At 71.0% G+C, this 15,164-nt stretch carries 16 protein-coding genes; 3 read left to right on the top strand and 13 right to left on the bottom strand.

Annotated features, from left to right (window positions below; all coding sequences use genetic code 11):
* Positions 1–17 precede the first annotated feature (17 nt).
* Complete coding sequence (locus tag IQ220_RS02965) at positions 18–1,079, bottom strand: efflux RND transporter periplasmic adaptor subunit (RefSeq protein ID WP_370566298.1); 1,062 nt, start codon at positions 1,077–1,079, stop codon at positions 18–20.
* A 219-nt stretch (positions 1,080–1,298) separates the two neighbouring features.
* On the opposite strand from IQ220_RS02965, the gene ychF reads away from it, so the two are divergent.
* Positions 1,299–2,390: a redox-regulated ATPase YchF gene (gene ychF, locus IQ220_RS02960; RefSeq protein WP_193912888.1), complete on the top strand. Its 1,092-nt coding sequence runs from the start codon at positions 1,299–1,301 to the stop codon at positions 2,388–2,390.
* 86 nt (positions 2,391–2,476) lie between these two features.
* Positions 2,477–2,698 (top strand): hypothetical protein, encoded by a 222-nt coding sequence (locus IQ220_RS02955; RefSeq protein WP_186700887.1) that lies wholly within the window; start codon positions 2,477–2,479, stop codon positions 2,696–2,698.
* Here IQ220_RS02955 and IQ220_RS02950 read toward each other — a convergent pair.
* A complete protein-coding gene (locus IQ220_RS02950) occupies positions 2,670–3,920 on the bottom strand; it encodes an MFS transporter (protein WP_228008789.1) in 1,251 nt (416 codons plus the stop codon). The two genes, IQ220_RS02955 and IQ220_RS02950, sit on opposite strands and share 29 nt — an antisense overlap.
* Positions 3,921–3,943: 23 nt before the next feature.
* On the opposite strand from IQ220_RS02950, the gene IQ220_RS02945 reads away from it, so the two are divergent.
* Entirely contained in the window at positions 3,944–5,545 is a 1,602-nt protein-coding gene (locus IQ220_RS02945; protein WP_228008790.1) for an alpha/beta fold hydrolase, read from the top strand.
* A 10-nt stretch (positions 5,546–5,555) separates the two neighbouring features.
* On the opposite strand, the gene IQ220_RS02940 is transcribed toward IQ220_RS02945, so the two are convergent.
* The 11 genes from IQ220_RS02940 to IQ220_RS02890 all read right to left on the bottom strand — a co-directional run bounded on the left by IQ220_RS02940 (position 5,556) and on the right by IQ220_RS02890 (position 15,164).
* The gene (locus IQ220_RS02940; protein ID WP_186697014.1) at positions 5,556–6,587 is read right to left on the bottom strand and encodes an ABC transporter permease; all 1,032 of its coding nucleotides are present in this window, start codon (positions 6,585–6,587) and stop codon (positions 5,556–5,558) included.
* Entirely contained in the window at positions 6,584–8,212 is a 1,629-nt protein-coding gene (locus tag IQ220_RS02935) for an ABC transporter substrate-binding protein (protein WP_193912890.1), read from the bottom strand. The genes IQ220_RS02940 and IQ220_RS02935 overlap by 4 nt, the downstream gene beginning before the upstream one ends.
* 100 nt (positions 8,213–8,312) lie before the next feature.
* On the bottom strand, positions 8,313–8,525 hold the full coding sequence (locus tag IQ220_RS02930; protein WP_186697012.1) for a hypothetical protein: 213 nt from the start codon (positions 8,523–8,525) through the stop codon (positions 8,313–8,315).
* Positions 8,526–8,807: 282 nt separating this feature from the next.
* Positions 8,808–10,169, bottom strand: coding sequence for a homoserine dehydrogenase (locus tag IQ220_RS02925; protein ID WP_193913094.1), 1,362 nt, complete (start codon positions 10,167–10,169; stop codon positions 8,808–8,810).
* Positions 10,170–10,200: 31 nt separating this feature from the next.
* Positions 10,201–10,635: a SufE family protein gene (locus IQ220_RS02920; protein WP_193912893.1), complete on the bottom strand. Its 435-nt coding sequence runs from the start codon at positions 10,633–10,635 to the stop codon at positions 10,201–10,203.
* Positions 10,636–10,639: 4 nt separating this feature from the next.
* Positions 10,640–11,176 (bottom strand): hypothetical protein, encoded by a 537-nt coding sequence (locus IQ220_RS02915; RefSeq protein ID WP_193912895.1) that lies wholly within the window; start codon positions 11,174–11,176, stop codon positions 10,640–10,642.
* A gap of 42 nt (positions 11,177–11,218) precedes the next feature.
* Positions 11,219–11,386 carry a hypothetical protein gene (locus tag IQ220_RS02910; RefSeq protein ID WP_193912897.1) on the bottom strand — a complete coding sequence of 56 codons (168 nt, stop codon included), beginning with the start codon at positions 11,384–11,386 and terminating at the stop codon, positions 11,219–11,221.
* Between the two features lie 83 nt (positions 11,387–11,469).
* Positions 11,470–12,126, bottom strand: coding sequence for a 5-formyltetrahydrofolate cyclo-ligase (locus tag IQ220_RS02905; protein WP_186697007.1), 657 nt, complete (start codon positions 12,124–12,126; stop codon positions 11,470–11,472).
* Between the two features lie 12 nt (positions 12,127–12,138).
* Positions 12,139–12,621 (bottom strand): crossover junction endodeoxyribonuclease RuvC, encoded by a 483-nt coding sequence (gene ruvC, locus IQ220_RS02900; RefSeq protein WP_186697006.1) that lies wholly within the window; start codon positions 12,619–12,621, stop codon positions 12,139–12,141.
* 12 nt (positions 12,622–12,633) lie between these two features.
* Positions 12,634–13,722 carry a magnesium chelatase ATPase subunit I gene (gene bchI / locus IQ220_RS02895; RefSeq protein WP_186697005.1) on the bottom strand — a complete coding sequence of 363 codons (1,089 nt, stop codon included), beginning with the start codon at positions 13,720–13,722 and terminating at the stop codon, positions 12,634–12,636.
* On the bottom strand, positions 13,719–15,164 hold the full coding sequence (locus tag IQ220_RS02890; protein WP_193912898.1) for a DUF3370 domain-containing protein: 1,446 nt from the start codon (positions 15,162–15,164) through the stop codon (positions 13,719–13,721). Before IQ220_RS02890 ends, bchI begins: the two co-directional genes overlap by 4 nt.

Raw genomic sequence — 15,164 nt, 5'->3', positions numbered from 1 at the left:
CCACGCGGGCCGCGCCCTCAGCGCTGCTTGTTCGACCAGGGGGGCAGGTCGATGAACACCCTGGTGCCGGCTTCCAGGCCGGAGAGAATCTGGGTGTCCTTGCCGCCGCTGATGCCCAGTTCCACCGGCTGGAACAGCGGCTGTCGATCCTTGTCCACCAGCAGCACGCCGGGCCGGCCGTCCTCGGTCACGATCGCCACGGTGGGCACGAGGGTCTCGGCCTGCACCTGGCCGGTCCTGAAGTCCACGTCGGCGGTCATGCCGATGCGCAGATCGGGCTGGGGCTCGAGGAAGCGCAGCACCACGTCGAAGGAGGTCACGTTGTTCAGCTTCACCGCCCGGGGGGTGATCCGCTTCACCACCACCTCGAAGCGGCGGTCCGGGAAGGCATCCACCCGCACGCTGGCCTGCTGGGCGAGCCGGATGCGGCCGATGTCGCTCTCGGGCACCTTGGCCACCACCTCGAGGCCCTGGGCCAGCTCCACGATCGAGGAGCTGGTGGCGCCTGCTGTGGCCGAGGCGGCGGTGGTGGGGGTCACGAAGGAGCCTGGATCGGCGAAGCGCTGGGTGATCACGCCGGCGAACGGGGCGCGCACGATCAGGTCGGCCTGCTCCACCTTGCGGGCCGCCAGGCGCTGACGGGCGGCTTCAGCGGCAGCCTCATCCACCAGGAAGGTGCTGCGCACGGTGTTGTAGTCGCTGAGGCTGATGGCGTTTTCCTCGAACAGCTTTTCGTTGCGCTCCAGTTCGCTGCGGCTGCGCATCAGCTGGGCCTGGGCCGACTGCAACTGGGCCCTGAGCTCATTGAGGCGGTCGGCGAGATCGCCGCTGTCCATGCGGGCCAGGGCCTGGCCGGCCTGCACCTGGTCGCCCTCCTCCACGAACAGTTCCTGGAGCACGCCCTGGCGCTTGGGACTCACGTTCACCCGCTTGACGGCCTCCAGCTCCCCGGAGGCGCTCACCACGCCGGGCAGGTCACCGGACTGGGCCAGCACGGTGTAGGGCTCAAGGTTGGCCGACGCCGCGTTGCGCTGGCGCTGCCATACCACCCCCGCCGCCAGCACGAGCACGATGGCCACGCCGGCCACAGCCCAGAGGCGCCGCCGTTGCCACCATCTGGATGCCGGGGCAGGGGCGCCTGAATCGCCGTTCTGAGCTGGTTCTGGAGCGTCGGTGGAGGGATTGGAGTCGGCCGGAGTCCTGGGCCGGCGGGGGGTAAGGATCGGAATCGGCCTGGCCAGCATCTGCCCCCAGTCTCGCGGCCGAGGGGGCCGGGCTGCGGCCCGTAGATTTCCCCCATGCTCAAAGCCGGAATCGTCGGGCTGCCCAACGTGGGCAAGTCCACCCTGTTCAACGCCCTGGTGGCCAACGCCCAGGCGGAGGCGGCCAACTATCCGTTCTGCACGATCGAGCCCAACAGCGGCGTGGTGTCAGTGCCTGACCCACGCCTCGATCAGCTGGCCCAGCTGAGCCGCAGCAAGGAGATCGTGCCCACGCGGGTGGAGTTCGTGGACATCGCCGGCCTGGTGGCGGGGGCCAGCCAGGGGGAGGGGCTCGGCAACAAGTTCCTGGCCAACATCCGCGAGGTGGACGCCATCGTGCACGTGGTGCGCTGCTTCGAGGACGACGACGTGATTCACGTGTCGGGCTCGGTGGGGCCGGAGCGGGATGCGGAGGTGATCAATCTCGAGCTGGGGCTGGCGGATCTCAGCCAGGTGGAGAAGCGCCGGGAACGGCTCAGGAAGCAGGTGCGCACCAGCAAGGAGGCCCAACAGGAAGATGCCGTGCTGGCGCGCATCCAGGCGGAGCTGGAGGCCGGAGGGGCCGCCCGCAACCTCGACCTGAGCGCTGAGGAGCTGGCCCTGGTCAAACCGCTCGGTCTGCTCAGTGCCAAGCCGATCATCTACGCCACCAATGTGAGCGAGAACGATCTCGCCGGCGGCAATGTCCATGGGGAGGCCGTGGTGGCCCTGGCCGCCCGGGAGCGCGCCGAAACCGTGCGCATCTCCGCCCAGGTGGAAGCCGAGCTGATCGAGCTGCCCCTGGAGGATCGCGCCGAATTCCTCGAGGGCCTCGGGGTGAGCGAGGGGGGCCTGCAGAGCCTGATCCGCGCCACTTACTCGCTGCTCGGCCTGCGCACCTACTTCACCAGCGGCGAGAAGGAGACCCGCGCCTGGACGATCACCGCCGGCATGACCGCCCCCCAGGCGGCCGGAGTGATTCACACCGATTTCGAGCGGGGGTTCATCCGCGCCCAGACCATCGGCTGCGGCCAGCTGCTGGAGGCCGGCTCCCTGGCGGAGGCCCGCACCCGGGGCTGGCTGCGCAGTGAGGGCAAGGACTATGTGGTGGTCGAGGGCGACGTGATGGAGTTCCTGTTCAATGTCTGAGCTGATGCACACCCCCAGGCAGCCTCCATGGCGGGGGGCCTAGGGCCTGGCATCGGTCAGAATCAAGACCCCCAACGGAGGACACCATGAGCCAGACATCAGGTCCGGGCGAGGCGGCCCCCGAGAAGGCCCAACCTGCCGGCCCTACTCCAGATCTCCCCGCCGACCACCCCCATAACTTCGACGCCCAGAAGGAGCTGCACCGCAAGATCCGCAACGATCCCGACTACGACGACTGGGAGTACGGCACCGAACCGCTGCCCCATGAGGCCTGGGCCCTCAGGCAGCCACCAGAGACCTCGGCCTGATCCTCTGCACCAGTAGCTGGCCCCCCAGACACAGGGCTGCCGCCGTGAACCACACCCCCACGCCGTGACCCTGGCGATCCAGGGCCAGACCCGCCAGCAGCGGAGCGGTGAGGGCGCTGAGGGCAAAGCACTGGGAGAACAGGGCCATGGCCAGGCCCCTGTGCTGGGGCGGGGTGATCTCCACCACGGCCTCGCTGGCCACCGGCAGAAAGGCGGCCTCGCCGAAGGCCAGCGGGATCTGGGCCAGCAGCACCAACACCAGGCCGGCCCCGCTGAGGGCTGAGGCCCCCAGCAGGGCCGTGCCCAGGGCAAAGGCCGCCAGGCTCAGCCCCAGCCCCACCCGCACGGGGCGCCGGGCCAGGGCCTGACCCACCGGCCACTGGATCAGCAGCAGCAGACCCAGCTTCAGGCCGATCAACAGGGCCCCCACGCTCTCGGGCAGCGCCTGGCGCTCCAGGCCGCCCCGCACCAGGTCCAGGGGCAGGGCGCTCTGCATCAGGGCGGGCAGGGCGGTGGCCAGCAGGGCCACGGCCAGCACCGGCAGCAGTGGCCGCCACCAGCCGCTGCCGAGTTCCAGGCCACTGCCCACGGCGCGCCGCTTCGGGTTGGGCAGCGGTCGCAGCACCAGCAGCAGCGCCATGGCCGCCAGGCAGACCATGTCCACCCCATAGATCCAGCGCAACTGGCCGGCTGCGGCCAGTCCAGCCCCCAGCAGTGCCCCGGTGGCGATGCCGGCGGCGTCGGCGCTCCGCACCAGGGCATAGCCACGGGCCGAGGGGATGGTGTGAGCCCCCTGCTGGCAGCTCAGGGGAACGGCCAGCTCAATCGCCGGCCAGTACAGGCCCATGGACACGCCCATCAGCAGCTGGCCCTGCAGGTAGGCCGGCAGGTCGAGGGCTCCCAGCAGGCGCACATCGGCCAGCAGGGCGGTGAGGGCCGCCAGCAGCACGGGGACTGAGCAGTTGAGGCCGCGATCCAGCAGCCAGCCGCTCAGAAAACGCCCCCCCGTGCCCGCCAGGGCTGCCAGGGCGACCCCCTGGGTGACGCTGGCGGCGCTGAAGGCCTGCTGGTGAAACACCATCGGTGTGAGATAGAGCACGCCACCGGCCCCGATCGATCCCACCAGCCGCACCCAGGCCACTTCGCGCAGCGGCGCGGGAAACTGGAACCACCAGCCCCGACGCCGCGGCGTCCCCTCCGTTGCCCCCTCGGCCTCTGCCATCACCTGCTCGTTGCCTGCCGCGGTTGCTGGCCAGTCTGCTGCTGCTCCCCCCCCTCCTGGTGCCTGCCCTCGCCCCCCAGCCGGTGCGCGCCTCCGGGGAGGTGGTGGTGGAACTGGATGGGCTGAGGCTGCCGATCGATCTCGATGAGCTGGCGGCCTGGACCCTGCAGCCGGATGGCCAGAGCGGCAGCCTCGGTCTCTGGCTCAATCTGCTCGATGCCGAGTCGAGACAGGGGCTGATCAGGCTGTTGCGGGCCCCTCTGCTGCGGGACCGTGGTTTCGGCCTCCAGCTGCTGAGCAGCTGGACCGGGGAGCCGATGCTGCGCGAGGTGGGGGGCCTGATCACCACCGCCGCCGGCGAGAACACCGGCGTGCTGCTGCTGGAGACCCTGCAGCAGCTGCTGGAGCGCCAGAGCACGATCACCACCCTCGACCTGCTGCAGGCCCTGCCTCCAGAGAGGCTGAATCTGCGCATCGATGGCCTGCTGGACCTGGCAGCTGACTGGCGTCGCCAGCTCCAGGGCCAGGAGCTGGCGATCCAGCGGCTGCGGCAGCTGCCGCTGCCCAGGCGCAGCTCCCGCAGCCTGCTGATCGGCCGCCAGCAGCTCGGGGCCCCCCAGCAGATTCAGCTCACCGTGGCCCACCGCTCCGAGCCCCTGCCGCTGGAGCTCTGGCCGGCTCGCCGGGCCAAGCGGGGCCCCTGGCTGCTGCTGATGCCCGGGCTGGGCGGCAACACCGAGCAGCTCAGCTGGCTGGCGGCGGCCCTGGCGGAGCGGGGCTGGCCGGTGCTGGTGATCGAACATCCCGGCAGCGACGAGCAGGCGGTGCAGGCTTCCCTGAGGGGGGAGGGCCCACCACCGGGAGCGGAGTCGCTGCCCGACCGGCTGGCGGATCTGCAGGCCGTGCTGACGGCACGCCGCGAGGGCAGCCTGCCGTCGTTCGGTCCCCAGCCCTCAGGGGAGGACGGCCTGGTGCTGATCGGCCACTCCCTCGGTGGCCTGGCGGCCCTGATGGCGGCGGGCCTGGTGCCCGAGCAGGGGCTGCGGCAGCGCTGTCAGCAGGCCCTCTCCTCCCTGCCGGTGACGAACCTCTCGCGCCTCCTGCAGTGCCAGCTCCCGGACATCACCGGCGATGGCGCCAGCAGTTCCTTTCCGGTGAGTGGTTCGTCGCTGCCGGACGCCATCCCCCTGCGTGGGGTGATCACCTTCAACGGCTTCGGCAGTCTGCTGTGGCCCAGCCGCGGCCTGGCCGATCTGGCCGTGCCGGTGCTGGTGGTGGGCGGCAGCCTCGATCTGGTCACCCCGCCCGTGACCGAGCAGTTGGGCCTGTTCAACGGAAGCAGCGATCCCCGCAGTCGCCTGGTGGTGGTGGATGGGGGGAGCCACTTCTCGCCGGTGCGGCTGGCGGCGCAGAACGAGCCGCTGTTCCGCCTCGGTGACCAGTTGGTGGGGGAGCAGCCCGAGCGGGTGCAGGAGCTGCTGCTGGCGCTCACGATCGAGTTCCTGGAAAGCACCCAGCACCCCTCCCTGCTCTCCCCCCAGCGGCGGGTGCACAACGGCATCACGGGCTACGTGCTCGATCCAGACCAGGCCGAGCGCTGGCGCCGTGCCATCCACAGCCCCTGAGCTCAGGGGCTCAGAAGCGGATGCGGGGATCCAGCAGGGCGACCAGCACGTCCACGGTGACCGTGACCAGCACCACCAGGGCCGCCACCACCACCACGATGCCCTGCACCAGGGGGTAGTCGCGCTGGCTGATCGCCTCCTGCAGCCGGTAGGCGATCCCGGGCCACGAATAGGTGACCTCGATCAGCAGGGCACCGCCGATCAGGGAGGCCACGGTGATGCCCGTGATCGTGAGCACCGGTAACAGGGCATTGGGCAGGGCATGGCGCAGGATCACCCGCGCCTCTCCCAGGCCCCGGCTGCGGGCTGCCTCCACATAGTCGCTGCCGAGGCTGCGGCGCAGGTTGAGGCGCAGGGCGTTGGCGAAGATGCCGCTCAGCAGCAGTGCCAGGGTGCCGGCCGGCAGGGTGAGGTGCCGCAGGGTGCCCTGCAGGGCCTGCCACTGGCCGCTGGCCAGGCCGCTGCGCAGGCTGTCGAGCAGATAGAAGCCGCTCCCCTCCGGCGGCAGCAGCGTGGGGGGAAAGCGGCCGCCCACCGGAAGCCAGCCCAGCCACACGGCAAACACCAGCTGCACCACCATGGCCGCCCAGAAGGGGGGCAGGGCATAGGTGCCGATGCCGTAGAGCCTGCCGGCCAGGTCGAGCTTGCCTTCGGGCCGGGCGATCCCGGAAAAGCCCACCGCCAGGCCCACCACGGCCGCCAGCAGCAGGGCCACGCTGCCCAGCTCCAGGCTGGCCGGCAGGGTCTGGCCGATCACGCCGCTCACGGGCTCCTGGTTGGTGAGGGAGTCGCCCAGATCGCCGCGCAGCAGATCGCCCAGAAAGTGGCCGTACTGGTGCAGCAGCGGCTGGTCGAGGCCGAGGCGGCTGCGCAGAGCGGCCCGGGCCGCCTCCGGGGCGCGGGTGCCCAGCAGGGCGTCGATCGGATCGCCGGGGGCCAGCCGCAGCAGCAGGAACACCAGGGTGGCGATCAGCCACAGCATCACCGGGGCCAGGGCCAGCCGGGCTCCCACGTACTGGACCAGGGCGCGGCGGCGGCTCATCGGGCTGCCCCCACGGGCCCAGCCCCCGCCGGCGCCAGGGCCTGGAGCAGCAGGCGCCCGGAACCGTCGAAGCGGGGCTGACTCACCCCAGGCTGGGCCCAGGCCTTGGGCGACACCAGCCAGAGGGGCACGTAGGGGTTGGCGGCGGCCGTGATCCGCTGAATCCGCTGCAGCACGGCATGGCGCTCCTCGCCCTGGCTGCTCTCACTGCGGCGCAGCAGGGGCTGCAGCCCTGGATGGGCCCAGAAGCTGCCGCTGGCGGCACTGGCGCCCTCGAGGCAGCGCTCCCCCTCCTCCTGGCTGCAGGCCAGCAGGGGGATCAGGTAGTTGTCGGCGTCGGGGAAGTCGCCCATCCAGTCGAGCAGGATCAGGGTGAAGGCCCCCTCGCCGAGTTGGCGGTAGGCCGTGGTGGATTCCATGCCGCTCACCTCCAGCCGCACACAATCGCCCAGATCCTCCTGCAGCTGGGCCTGCCAGGTAAGGGCGAACAGGCGGTCGCTGGGGATGTTGGAGCGGAAGGTGAGCGGCAGGGGCAGCTGCTTGCCCTGGCAGTAGCCCGCCTGGCGGTAGAGCTCCCGGGCGCGCTCGGGGTCGTAACTCACCCAGGCGGTGGGATCGGAGCCCGGCAGGCTGGGCGGCACCAGCTCCCGCAGGGGAGCGCGCAGGCCCAGGGTGACGCGCTCGCTGATGGTGGCCCGATCCAGGCTCAGGGCCAGGGCCTGCCTCAGCCTGGGGTCGTCGAAGGGGGGCTGGTCGCTGAGCAGAGTGAGGTAGCTGATCTCCAGTGCCGGCCCTCTGCTCTCCTGCAGCTCGCCGCGGCGGGCGCGGCTGCGCAGGGCGGCCTGCTGGTCGATCTCCAGGCTGGTGGAGAGCAGCACGTCCACTTCGCCACTGATCAGGGCACCGAACAGGGCGGTGGAGTTGCTGAGGGAGACCAGGTCAAGGCCGTCGTTGGCCGGCTGCTCACCCCAGTAGCCCTCGAAGGGCTCCAGCCGCTGCTGCTGCTTGCTGAAAAAGGTGAGCCGGTAGGGGCCGGTGCCCACGAAGCGTTCGTTGAGCAGGCTGTCGCCGTGCTGGCGGTAGGCGGTGGGGGAGAGCGGGGTGAGGGCCACGGCGCTGAGCAGTTCCGCCAGGGGAGCGAAGGGCTGGCGCAGCTCCAACTCCAGGGTGTGGGAGTCCAGAGCCCGCACATCGCTGACCCGGTCGCCGAGCAGGTAGCTGAGCTTGCCGATGGCCAGGAAGCGCTCAAGGCTGAACACCATGGCCGCGGCATCGAACGGGGTGCCGTCGTGGAAGCGCACACCGCGGCGTAGGGGAATGGTGGCGGTGCGACCATCGGCGCTCAGCTGCGGCGGCGCCAGGGCCAGCCTCGGCTCCAGCTCGCCCGTGTCACTGACGGCATAGAGCGGATCACCGAGGGCGCTCAGCAGCTGCATGGCGCCGAAGGTGAAGGCGCCGGCAGGGTCGACGGTGTCGACGCGGTTCCTGCTGGCCACCACAAGGCGATCGGGCGTGTCCTCGGGGCGGACTGTTGCCCCCGGTGCCCCGCCTTGCTGCGGCAGGCAGCCGGCCATGGCCACGGCCAGGCAGGCCTGCAGCAGCCCGCTGCAGAGCCGTTGGGGCATGGCACGGATCCTTCGGGCCGGCACCGTCAGGGCAGCGGCGGAGCGCTGGCTCCGCTGCAGAGCGTTGTGGTCACACGGATCGTCGACGGTCGGCGCTCATTCAAGAGCGGTGGGGCCTGGCAGGACGCACCTGTTGCAGGGAAATTTCAAACACTTCCGAACCGTGGCGGGCCAGGGGCCAGCGCCGCAGCCAGCAGCGGTCGTGGCGATCGTCCACGCCGATCACTTGGTAGAGCTGCTCATCGAAATCAAGCTGAACGCATTCCCCCTGATGGGGAATGGTGGCTGGCTTGAGGCAGGAGATGGCCGTCATAGGGGACGTGACGTCAGGATCTGGAACTGGAAACGCTGGGCCTGTGGGTTGGAACTGGGCCCATGCTCCGAAACGGGTCCAGGTTGAAATGTTTGTGGTGATACAAACGTCTGCTGGGGTGCGGAGACGCGGATCAAAGAGATGTCAGCCAACTGGGGCCAGCTGTGCCGTTCAGGGTCTCGTTGGATGCGGGCACTCTGGCGCCTCGACCCCACCCGACGCCAGGGGCAAGGCATTGGCGTGTCTGATTGACGTGATCAGCCGCCCTGTCCCAGCCGGGGGCTAAAGGGTGCGCAGGCAGGCGGCCACCTGGTGGACTTCGGCCAGGGCCTCGATGGCATCGAGGGCGTGGCGGAAGCGGGCCTCCAGCACTTCGTGGGTGATCACCACGATTTCGGCACTGCTTGCCTCGCCCGCAGCACCGGAACCCTCGCCGGCGTACTGGACGATCGACTGGATCGAGACGCCGGCCTGGCCGAAGCAGCTGCCGATCTGGCCGATCACCCCCGCCTGGTCGCTGGTGCGCAGCCGCACGTAGTTGCGGTGGGTGGTGAGGGCGCCATCCACGAGGGAGCACTGGCGCCAGTTACCCGCTGCCAGCAGGGGATCCAGTCCGCCGCCCTGGGTTCCCGAGCCGCCGCCGGTGGCCTGGCGGATGCCGGCGATGTTGAGGATGTCGGCCACCACGGCCGAGGCAGTGGGTCCGGCTCCGGCCCCTGGGCCGTAGAACATCACCTGGCCCACGGGGTCGCCCTCCACCAGGATGGCGTTGTTGACCCCGTTCACGCCCGCCAGGGGATGGCCCCGCGGCACCAGGGTGGGGTGCACGCGCACATCGAGCTGCAGCCCCGCAGCGGTGGTGTCGGCTGGCTTCGGCGGCTCACTCCCCACCCGTTGGGCCACGGCCAGCAGCTTCACCACGAAGCCGAGCCGGGCGGCGTAGTCCACGTCCCGGGCGTCGAGCTGGTGGATGCCCTCGGTGGGAATGGCCGGGCGGGGCACCGTGCCGCCGTAGGCCAGGCGCGTGAGGATGGCGATCTTGTCGGCGGCATCGCCACCTTCCACGTCAGCGGCGGGATCGGCCTCGGCGTAGCCGAGCCGCTGGGCATCGGCGAGCACCTCGCCGTAGGCGGCCCCCTCGGCCGCCATCCGGCTGAGGATGTAGTTGGTGGTGCCGTTGATGATCCCGCTCACCCGCTGGATGCGGTTGCCGCCCAGGGATTGCTTCAGCGGTTCGATGATCGGGATGCCGCCGCCCACGGCCGCCTCGATCAGCACATACACCCCCTTTTCGGCTGCCGCGGCGGCGATCTCATCTCCATGCCGGGCGATCACGGCCTTGTTGGCGGTGACCACCGCTTTGCCGGCGGCGATCGCCCGCAGGATCAGGCTGCGGGCCGGCTCCAGGCCGCCGATCACCTCCACCACGATGTCCACGGCTGGATCATCGACCACGGCCTCGGGGCAGGTGGTGAGCAGCCCTGGCGCCAGGTTGAGGGGCCTGGGCCGCTCCAGATCGCGCACGGCGATGCGGCGGAGCTGCAGGTCGGCCACCAGGGGGTGGCGGCCCTCAGGGGTGCTGAGGATGCTGGCCACACCGGCTCCCACCGTGCCCAGACCGAGCAAGCCGATGCCGATGGTCATGCCGTGCGCTGCGAAAGAGGGATCCTAGAAATCAGGCCCCCAGGGCTCCGGCCTGGGCCTGCATCAGCTTGAGGATGTTCAGAAAGCCATTGGCCCGCGAGGGCGTCAGGCTGGCCTGCAGTCCGGTGGCGGCGATGAAGCCCGGATCGATGGCGGCGGCCTGCTCGGGGGTGAGCCCCTCCATGGCCTGGATCAGCAGCGCCAGCAGCCCCTTGGTGATGGCTGCGTCGGAGTCGCCCTGCCAGTGCAGGCGGCCGTCCTGGAGCGTGCCCACCACGTACACCTGGGACACGCAGCCCTTCACCTTGAAGGCGTCGGTGCGGAAGGCCTCCGGCAGGGGCTCGAGCTTCTTGGCCAGCCAGAGCACGTACTCGTAGCGGCGCCTGGGGTCGGTGGTGCCGGCCAGGCGCGCCACGATCTGATCGAGGGCGGGGCTGCCCGTGGCCCCGGGGGTGGGCTCGGCCATTCAGTCAGCGGCGGCGACGCAGGGCCAGCATGGCGGCTGCGCCCCCACCGATGGCGCTCATGCCCAGCAGCCAGCCCGTGGAGGGCCGCAGCGCCAGCGGACGGATCGGGCGGCTTGGGGCGCTGGGTTCGAGGCCGGGCGGCGGTGTCTGGGATCCCGGCAGTTCCAGATAGTCGCGGTGGCCCGGGCCCCGGTCCACCTGAACCTCCCAGTCGGGGCTGGCCTGGCTGGGCAGGCTGAAGCGCAGGCGCCCCTCTCCATCGGTGCGGCCCACTTCGATGGGCTCGCCGCCGGGGGGCATCAGCCGAACGATGGCGTCGTCGGCGGGCTCCCCGGTGCCGAAGCGGCTCTCCAGCAGGAAGTCGTTGTTCAGGGCCTGGACCCGATCCAGGCTGCTCTCGATGGCGTGGGCCCTGGCCGGCGGAGCACTGCTGGCCGCCCCCAGAACCAGGGCCGTGGCGGCGGCGAGCGCGGGAGCCAGGCAGGACAGCGACGTGCTGGCTCGCCAGCGGGCGACACGAAGCTCAGAGGCAGCAGCCATGGGGTCCAGTGGCATGGGGGCTGAAGGCGTGGAACAACGAGGTCAGGAATCCTGCCAGCGACTGTCGCGGCTCTGGCCCGCCTGCACCATCCGCACCATCGAGCTCACCATCATCGAGAGGGCGTCGTGGGTATCACCCCGACCAGCCAGCTCGGAGGCGAGGACGCGATCGGCGGCACTCGGGGCTGTGGCGGGGGCAGACAGCTTCACAGACAAAGTCACAGAATTCGGTGTGGCCGCTGGCGAGATCTTCGCAAATCCCTCCGGCAGATGAGCTGCCTGCCGAGGCTTTGTCAAGGTTTGTCGTGACCGTCCAGATGCGGAGCAGCCGGCTCAGTCTTGCCCAGCCAGTGCAGGCCCCGCTCCGTCAGCCAGCCATCGAGGGGCACGTCCCAGGGATCCCTGGGGAGCTGGTCGCACAGGCAGCCGGAGGGCAGCACGGCCAGGGCCGGCACCCGCCGCCAGCACTCCTGGCCGCGCAGGCGGTCGTACCAGCCGCCGCCATAGCCCAGCCGCACGCCCTGCCTGTCGATGGCCAGGGCCGGCACCAGCAGCAACGCCAGGGCTTCGGGCTCCAGCCTGCCCGCCCGCTCCAGCGGTGCGGGGATGCCGCAGGCGTCAGCGGCCAGGGCCTCCCCCGGCTGCCAGGGGCGGTAGTCGAGGCGGCCGGCGGCGATGGCCGGCAGGGCCAGGTGCCGGCACCAGGTGGGGCTTGTGGTCAGCAGGGGACGCAGGTCCGGCTCCCCCGCCAGGGGCCAGTAGAGGCCCAGCCGGCCCCGCCTCGTTGCCAGGACAGGGGCTCCGCCATCCTGCGGCCAGGAGCCGGCCTGGGCCAGCAGGACCTCCAGGTGCTGCAGCAACCCTGCGCCGCAGCCGGCCAGCAGCTCTCGGCGGCGCACCCGGAAGCTCGCCCTCAGAGTCTCTTTGCCGGCGCCATGGGGCTGCTGCATCTGCCGGCCGTCTCAGCGCTGGAACCAGCCGGTGAGCGCCGCGGCCAGGGCATCGGCGGCATCATCCGGGCGGGGTGGAGTCTCCAGGCCGAGCTCCCGCATGACGGCCTCCAGCACCTCCGCTTTGTCGGCATGCCCATGGCCCGTGAGGGCCTGCTTGATCTGCATCGGCGGCAGCTCCACCACCGGCACCCGGAAACGGGCCAGGGTCATGATCACCACGCCCCGGGCCTGGACCACGGCGATCGTGGTGCTGGAGCGGTAAAAGAAGAACTTCTCCACCACGGCCAGATCGGGCCGCCAGGTGCGCAGCAACTGCCTCAGATCGCCGGCGATCTCCACCATCCGCTCGCCCTCGCTGCGCCCCGGGGCCGTGCGCACGATGCCGCAGTCCAGCAGCTGCTGCCTGGGCTGCCCTGCCGGCCCGGACTCCTCGACATCAATCACGCCGTAGCCCACCCTGGCCAGCCCGGGATCGATGCCGAGGATGCGCACAGCCGCGGCCGCCTAGGCCGCCAGGGCCAGTTCGAACTGACTGCGGTCGCTCGGTTCGGCCCGCTCGAACACCTTGCAGAACACCTTCACCACCCGATCGCCCGAGTCGATCTGTTCCAGGGGGTCCTTGCGCAGGCGGTGGCGCAGGCAGCAGGCCGCCACCCGGGCCACGTCATCGTCGTCCACTTCGGTGCGCCCCTCAAAGGCGGCCAGGGCCCTGGCCGCCCGGTTGGTCACGATGTCGCCGCGCAGGCCATCCACGTTGAGGTCGCCGCAGATGGCTGAGATGCGGATGCGCAGGTCATCGTCGATGCGCACCTGGGGGAGCCTCTGCTGAGCCTCCACCACCCTGGCCTGCAGGGCCTCCTGACGGGCCTGGACGGCGTCGTTGAAGCCATCGGGGTCCTGGTCGAAGGCGGTGCGCTGATCCACCACCTGCACCCGCAGCTCCGGATCCCGCACGGTGCGCACCTCCACGCTCATGCCGAAGCGATCCAGCAGCTGGGGCCGCAGCTCGCCCTCCTCGGGGTTGCCGGAGCCGATCAGCACAAAGCGGGCGGGGTGACGCACGCTCACCCCCTCGCGCTCCACCGTGTTCCAGCCCGAGGCCGCCGAATCGAGCAGCACGTCCACCAGGTGGTCGTCGAGCAGGTTCACCTCGTCGACGTAGAGCAGGCCGCGGTTGGCCTTGGCCAGCAGGCCGGGCTCGAAGGCCCGCACCCCCTCGCTGAGGGCCCGTTCGATGTCGATGGTGCCGCAGAGCCGGTCTTCGGTGGCCCCCAGGGGCAGATCCACCATCGGCACCTGGCGCTGCTCCACCGGCAGCTGCTCGCCGGCCTCGGCCCGCTGGCGCACCTCAGCGCTCTGGAGGTCGGGGTCCTCCGGAGAGCTGTTGTAGGGGTCGCCTTCCACCACGGGAATGCCGGGCAGCAGATCGGCCAGGGCCCGGATCGTGGTGCTCTTGCCCGTGCCCCGGTCGCCCATGATCATCACGCCGCCGATGCGCGGGTCGATCACATTCAGCAGCAGGGCCAGCTTCATCTCCTCCTGGCCCACGATGGCGGTGAAGGGGAAGACCCGGCGCTTGCGGGCTTGCGTCACGGTTGGCTGCTGGCTGGGGTCGGAGGGGATTGTTTCACAGGCAACAGGCTGAGCACCTGGGGCGGGGTGGCGTCGGCCGGGTAGATCAGGCGCACCCGCAGGTTGCGCTGGGCCCCAGGAGCCAGGCTCACCGTGCCCAGGGCCGGACCCTCCTCGCCGGCCCGCTGCACCAGGTGAAAACGACGGCGGCTGCTGGGGCGGCCCCCCGGGCCATCCAGCCCGCTCACTTCGATCGGTCCCCGGAACATCACCGCCCTGGAGGGGGTGACGTTGAAGCGCAGGCCCCCCTGGGCCTGGTCGCCCTTGATCGGCGATTCCAGGGCCAGCTGGAGTGTCACCTGGTCTGGGCTGGTGTTGCGCAGCGGCAGCGTGATGTCGTATTCCACGCCGTAGTTGCCGTGGGCGGCCCAGGCGGTGCCCGGGTAGAAGGCCTTGAGTTCGGCGGTCTGGATCTGGTCGGTGCCGAGGCGGCCCCGCTCCAGGGAGGCGATCGGCCAGGAGATCGGCGCAGAGGAGGTGCTCAGCCAGCGCTGGCCGGGATCGGTGATGGTGCCGCGCCAGGTGCTGCCGATCTGCACCCCGGCGACGCGGGAATAGATGATCCGGCCCTTTGCACCCCGGGGCGTGGGGGTGTGCTCTTTGGGGCTGAGGCCGCCATCGAGCAGCCTGGCCCAGGTGTCCGCCGGCGGCGGGGTGTCGTTGGGGCCGAAGGCGGCCAGGGTGGCCAGGCTCACCGGGCCGCTGCTCTGGAGCCGCAGCTGCAGGTTGCGGCCGTTGAGCAGGGGATCGAGGCCGCGCACGGGCAGGGGCAGCACCAGCAGGGTGCTGGGGCTGCCGGCGGGGAGGGTCCACTGGCGCGGAATCTCCGGGCTCACCGTGCGCGCCAGCAGCTCGGTGGCCACCCGGCTGCCAGGGCCTGCATAGGCCGGGCTGGTGGTTTCCGCCAGCAGCGGCGGCAGGGGCAGGAACGGCGCCCCCGCCATGGCCGGATCGAGCGACTGCGAGAGGGCGGTGGACCCCCCCAACAGGGTGAGCGTCACCGGCGCCGGCCCCCGGGGCTCGGCCACCACCGCCAGCCAGAGGGTGGAATCGAGGGCTTCCGGCTTGCCGGCATACACGTGGTGGCTGAACAGGTCGAAGCGGCCGCTGAGGGGCACATCCAGGTGGGCCTCCTGCACGGAGCGCTCGCTGCCCGCAAAGGTGGAGATGAGGATGCCGGGCCCCGTGATCAGTTCGGGGTTGTTGTCGTTCACCACCAGCACCGCATCGAGGCCGCCCGGCAGCGGCGCCACGGTCTGGGGCCGGAGCATGGGCCGGGGGGGCTCCGCCGCCGCAGGAGCGGCTGGGGCTGGGGCGGCTGGAGCTGGGGCCGGTGCTGCGGCCCCCAGGAGCAGGGCGCTGGCGCTGCTGACGGTGAGCAGGGAACGGATCAGAGAGGTCAT

The organism is Cyanobium sp. LEGE 06113 (assembly GCF_015207615.1).
This window is presented reverse-complemented; position numbering and strand designations above follow the sequence as displayed.

What these genes read in the sequence shown, in the direction of transcription:
- ychF (WP_193912888.1), top strand. Translation starts at nt 1,299, where the DNA reads ATGCTCAAAGCCGGAATCGTCGGGCTGCCCAACGTGGGCAAGTCCACC.
- IQ220_RS02955 (WP_186700887.1), top strand. Translation starts at nt 2,477, where the DNA reads ATGAGCCAGACATCAGGTCCGGGCGAGGCGGCCCCCGAGAAGGCCCAA.
- IQ220_RS02950 (WP_228008789.1), bottom strand. Translation starts at nt 3,920, where the DNA reads ATGGCAGAGGCCGAGGGGGCAACGGAGGGGACGCCGCGGCGTCGGGGC.
- IQ220_RS02940 (WP_186697014.1), bottom strand. Translation starts at nt 6,587, where the DNA reads ATGAGCCGCCGCCGCGCCCTGGTCCAGTACGTGGGAGCCCGGCTGGCC.
- IQ220_RS02935 (WP_193912890.1), bottom strand. Translation starts at nt 8,212, where the DNA reads ATGCCCCAACGGCTCTGCAGCGGGCTGCTGCAGGCCTGCCTGGCCGTG.
- IQ220_RS02930 (WP_186697012.1), bottom strand. Translation starts at nt 8,525, where the DNA reads ATGACGGCCATCTCCTGCCTCAAGCCAGCCACCATTCCCCATCAGGGG.
- IQ220_RS02925 (WP_193913094.1), bottom strand. Translation starts at nt 10,169, where the DNA reads ATGACCATCGGCATCGGCTTGCTCGGTCTGGGCACGGTGGGAGCCGGT.
- IQ220_RS02920 (WP_193912893.1), bottom strand. Translation starts at nt 10,635, where the DNA reads ATGGCCGAGCCCACCCCCGGGGCCACGGGCAGCCCCGCCCTCGATCAG.
- IQ220_RS02915 (WP_193912895.1), bottom strand. Translation starts at nt 11,176, where the DNA reads ATGGCTGCTGCCTCTGAGCTTCGTGTCGCCCGCTGGCGAGCCAGCACG.
- IQ220_RS02905 (WP_186697007.1), bottom strand. Translation starts at nt 12,126, where the DNA reads ATGCAGCAGCCCCATGGCGCCGGCAAAGAGACTCTGAGGGCGAGCTTC.
- IQ220_RS02890 (WP_193912898.1), bottom strand. Translation starts at nt 15,164, where the DNA reads ATGACCTCTCTGATCCGTTCCCTGCTCACCGTCAGCAGCGCCAGCGCC.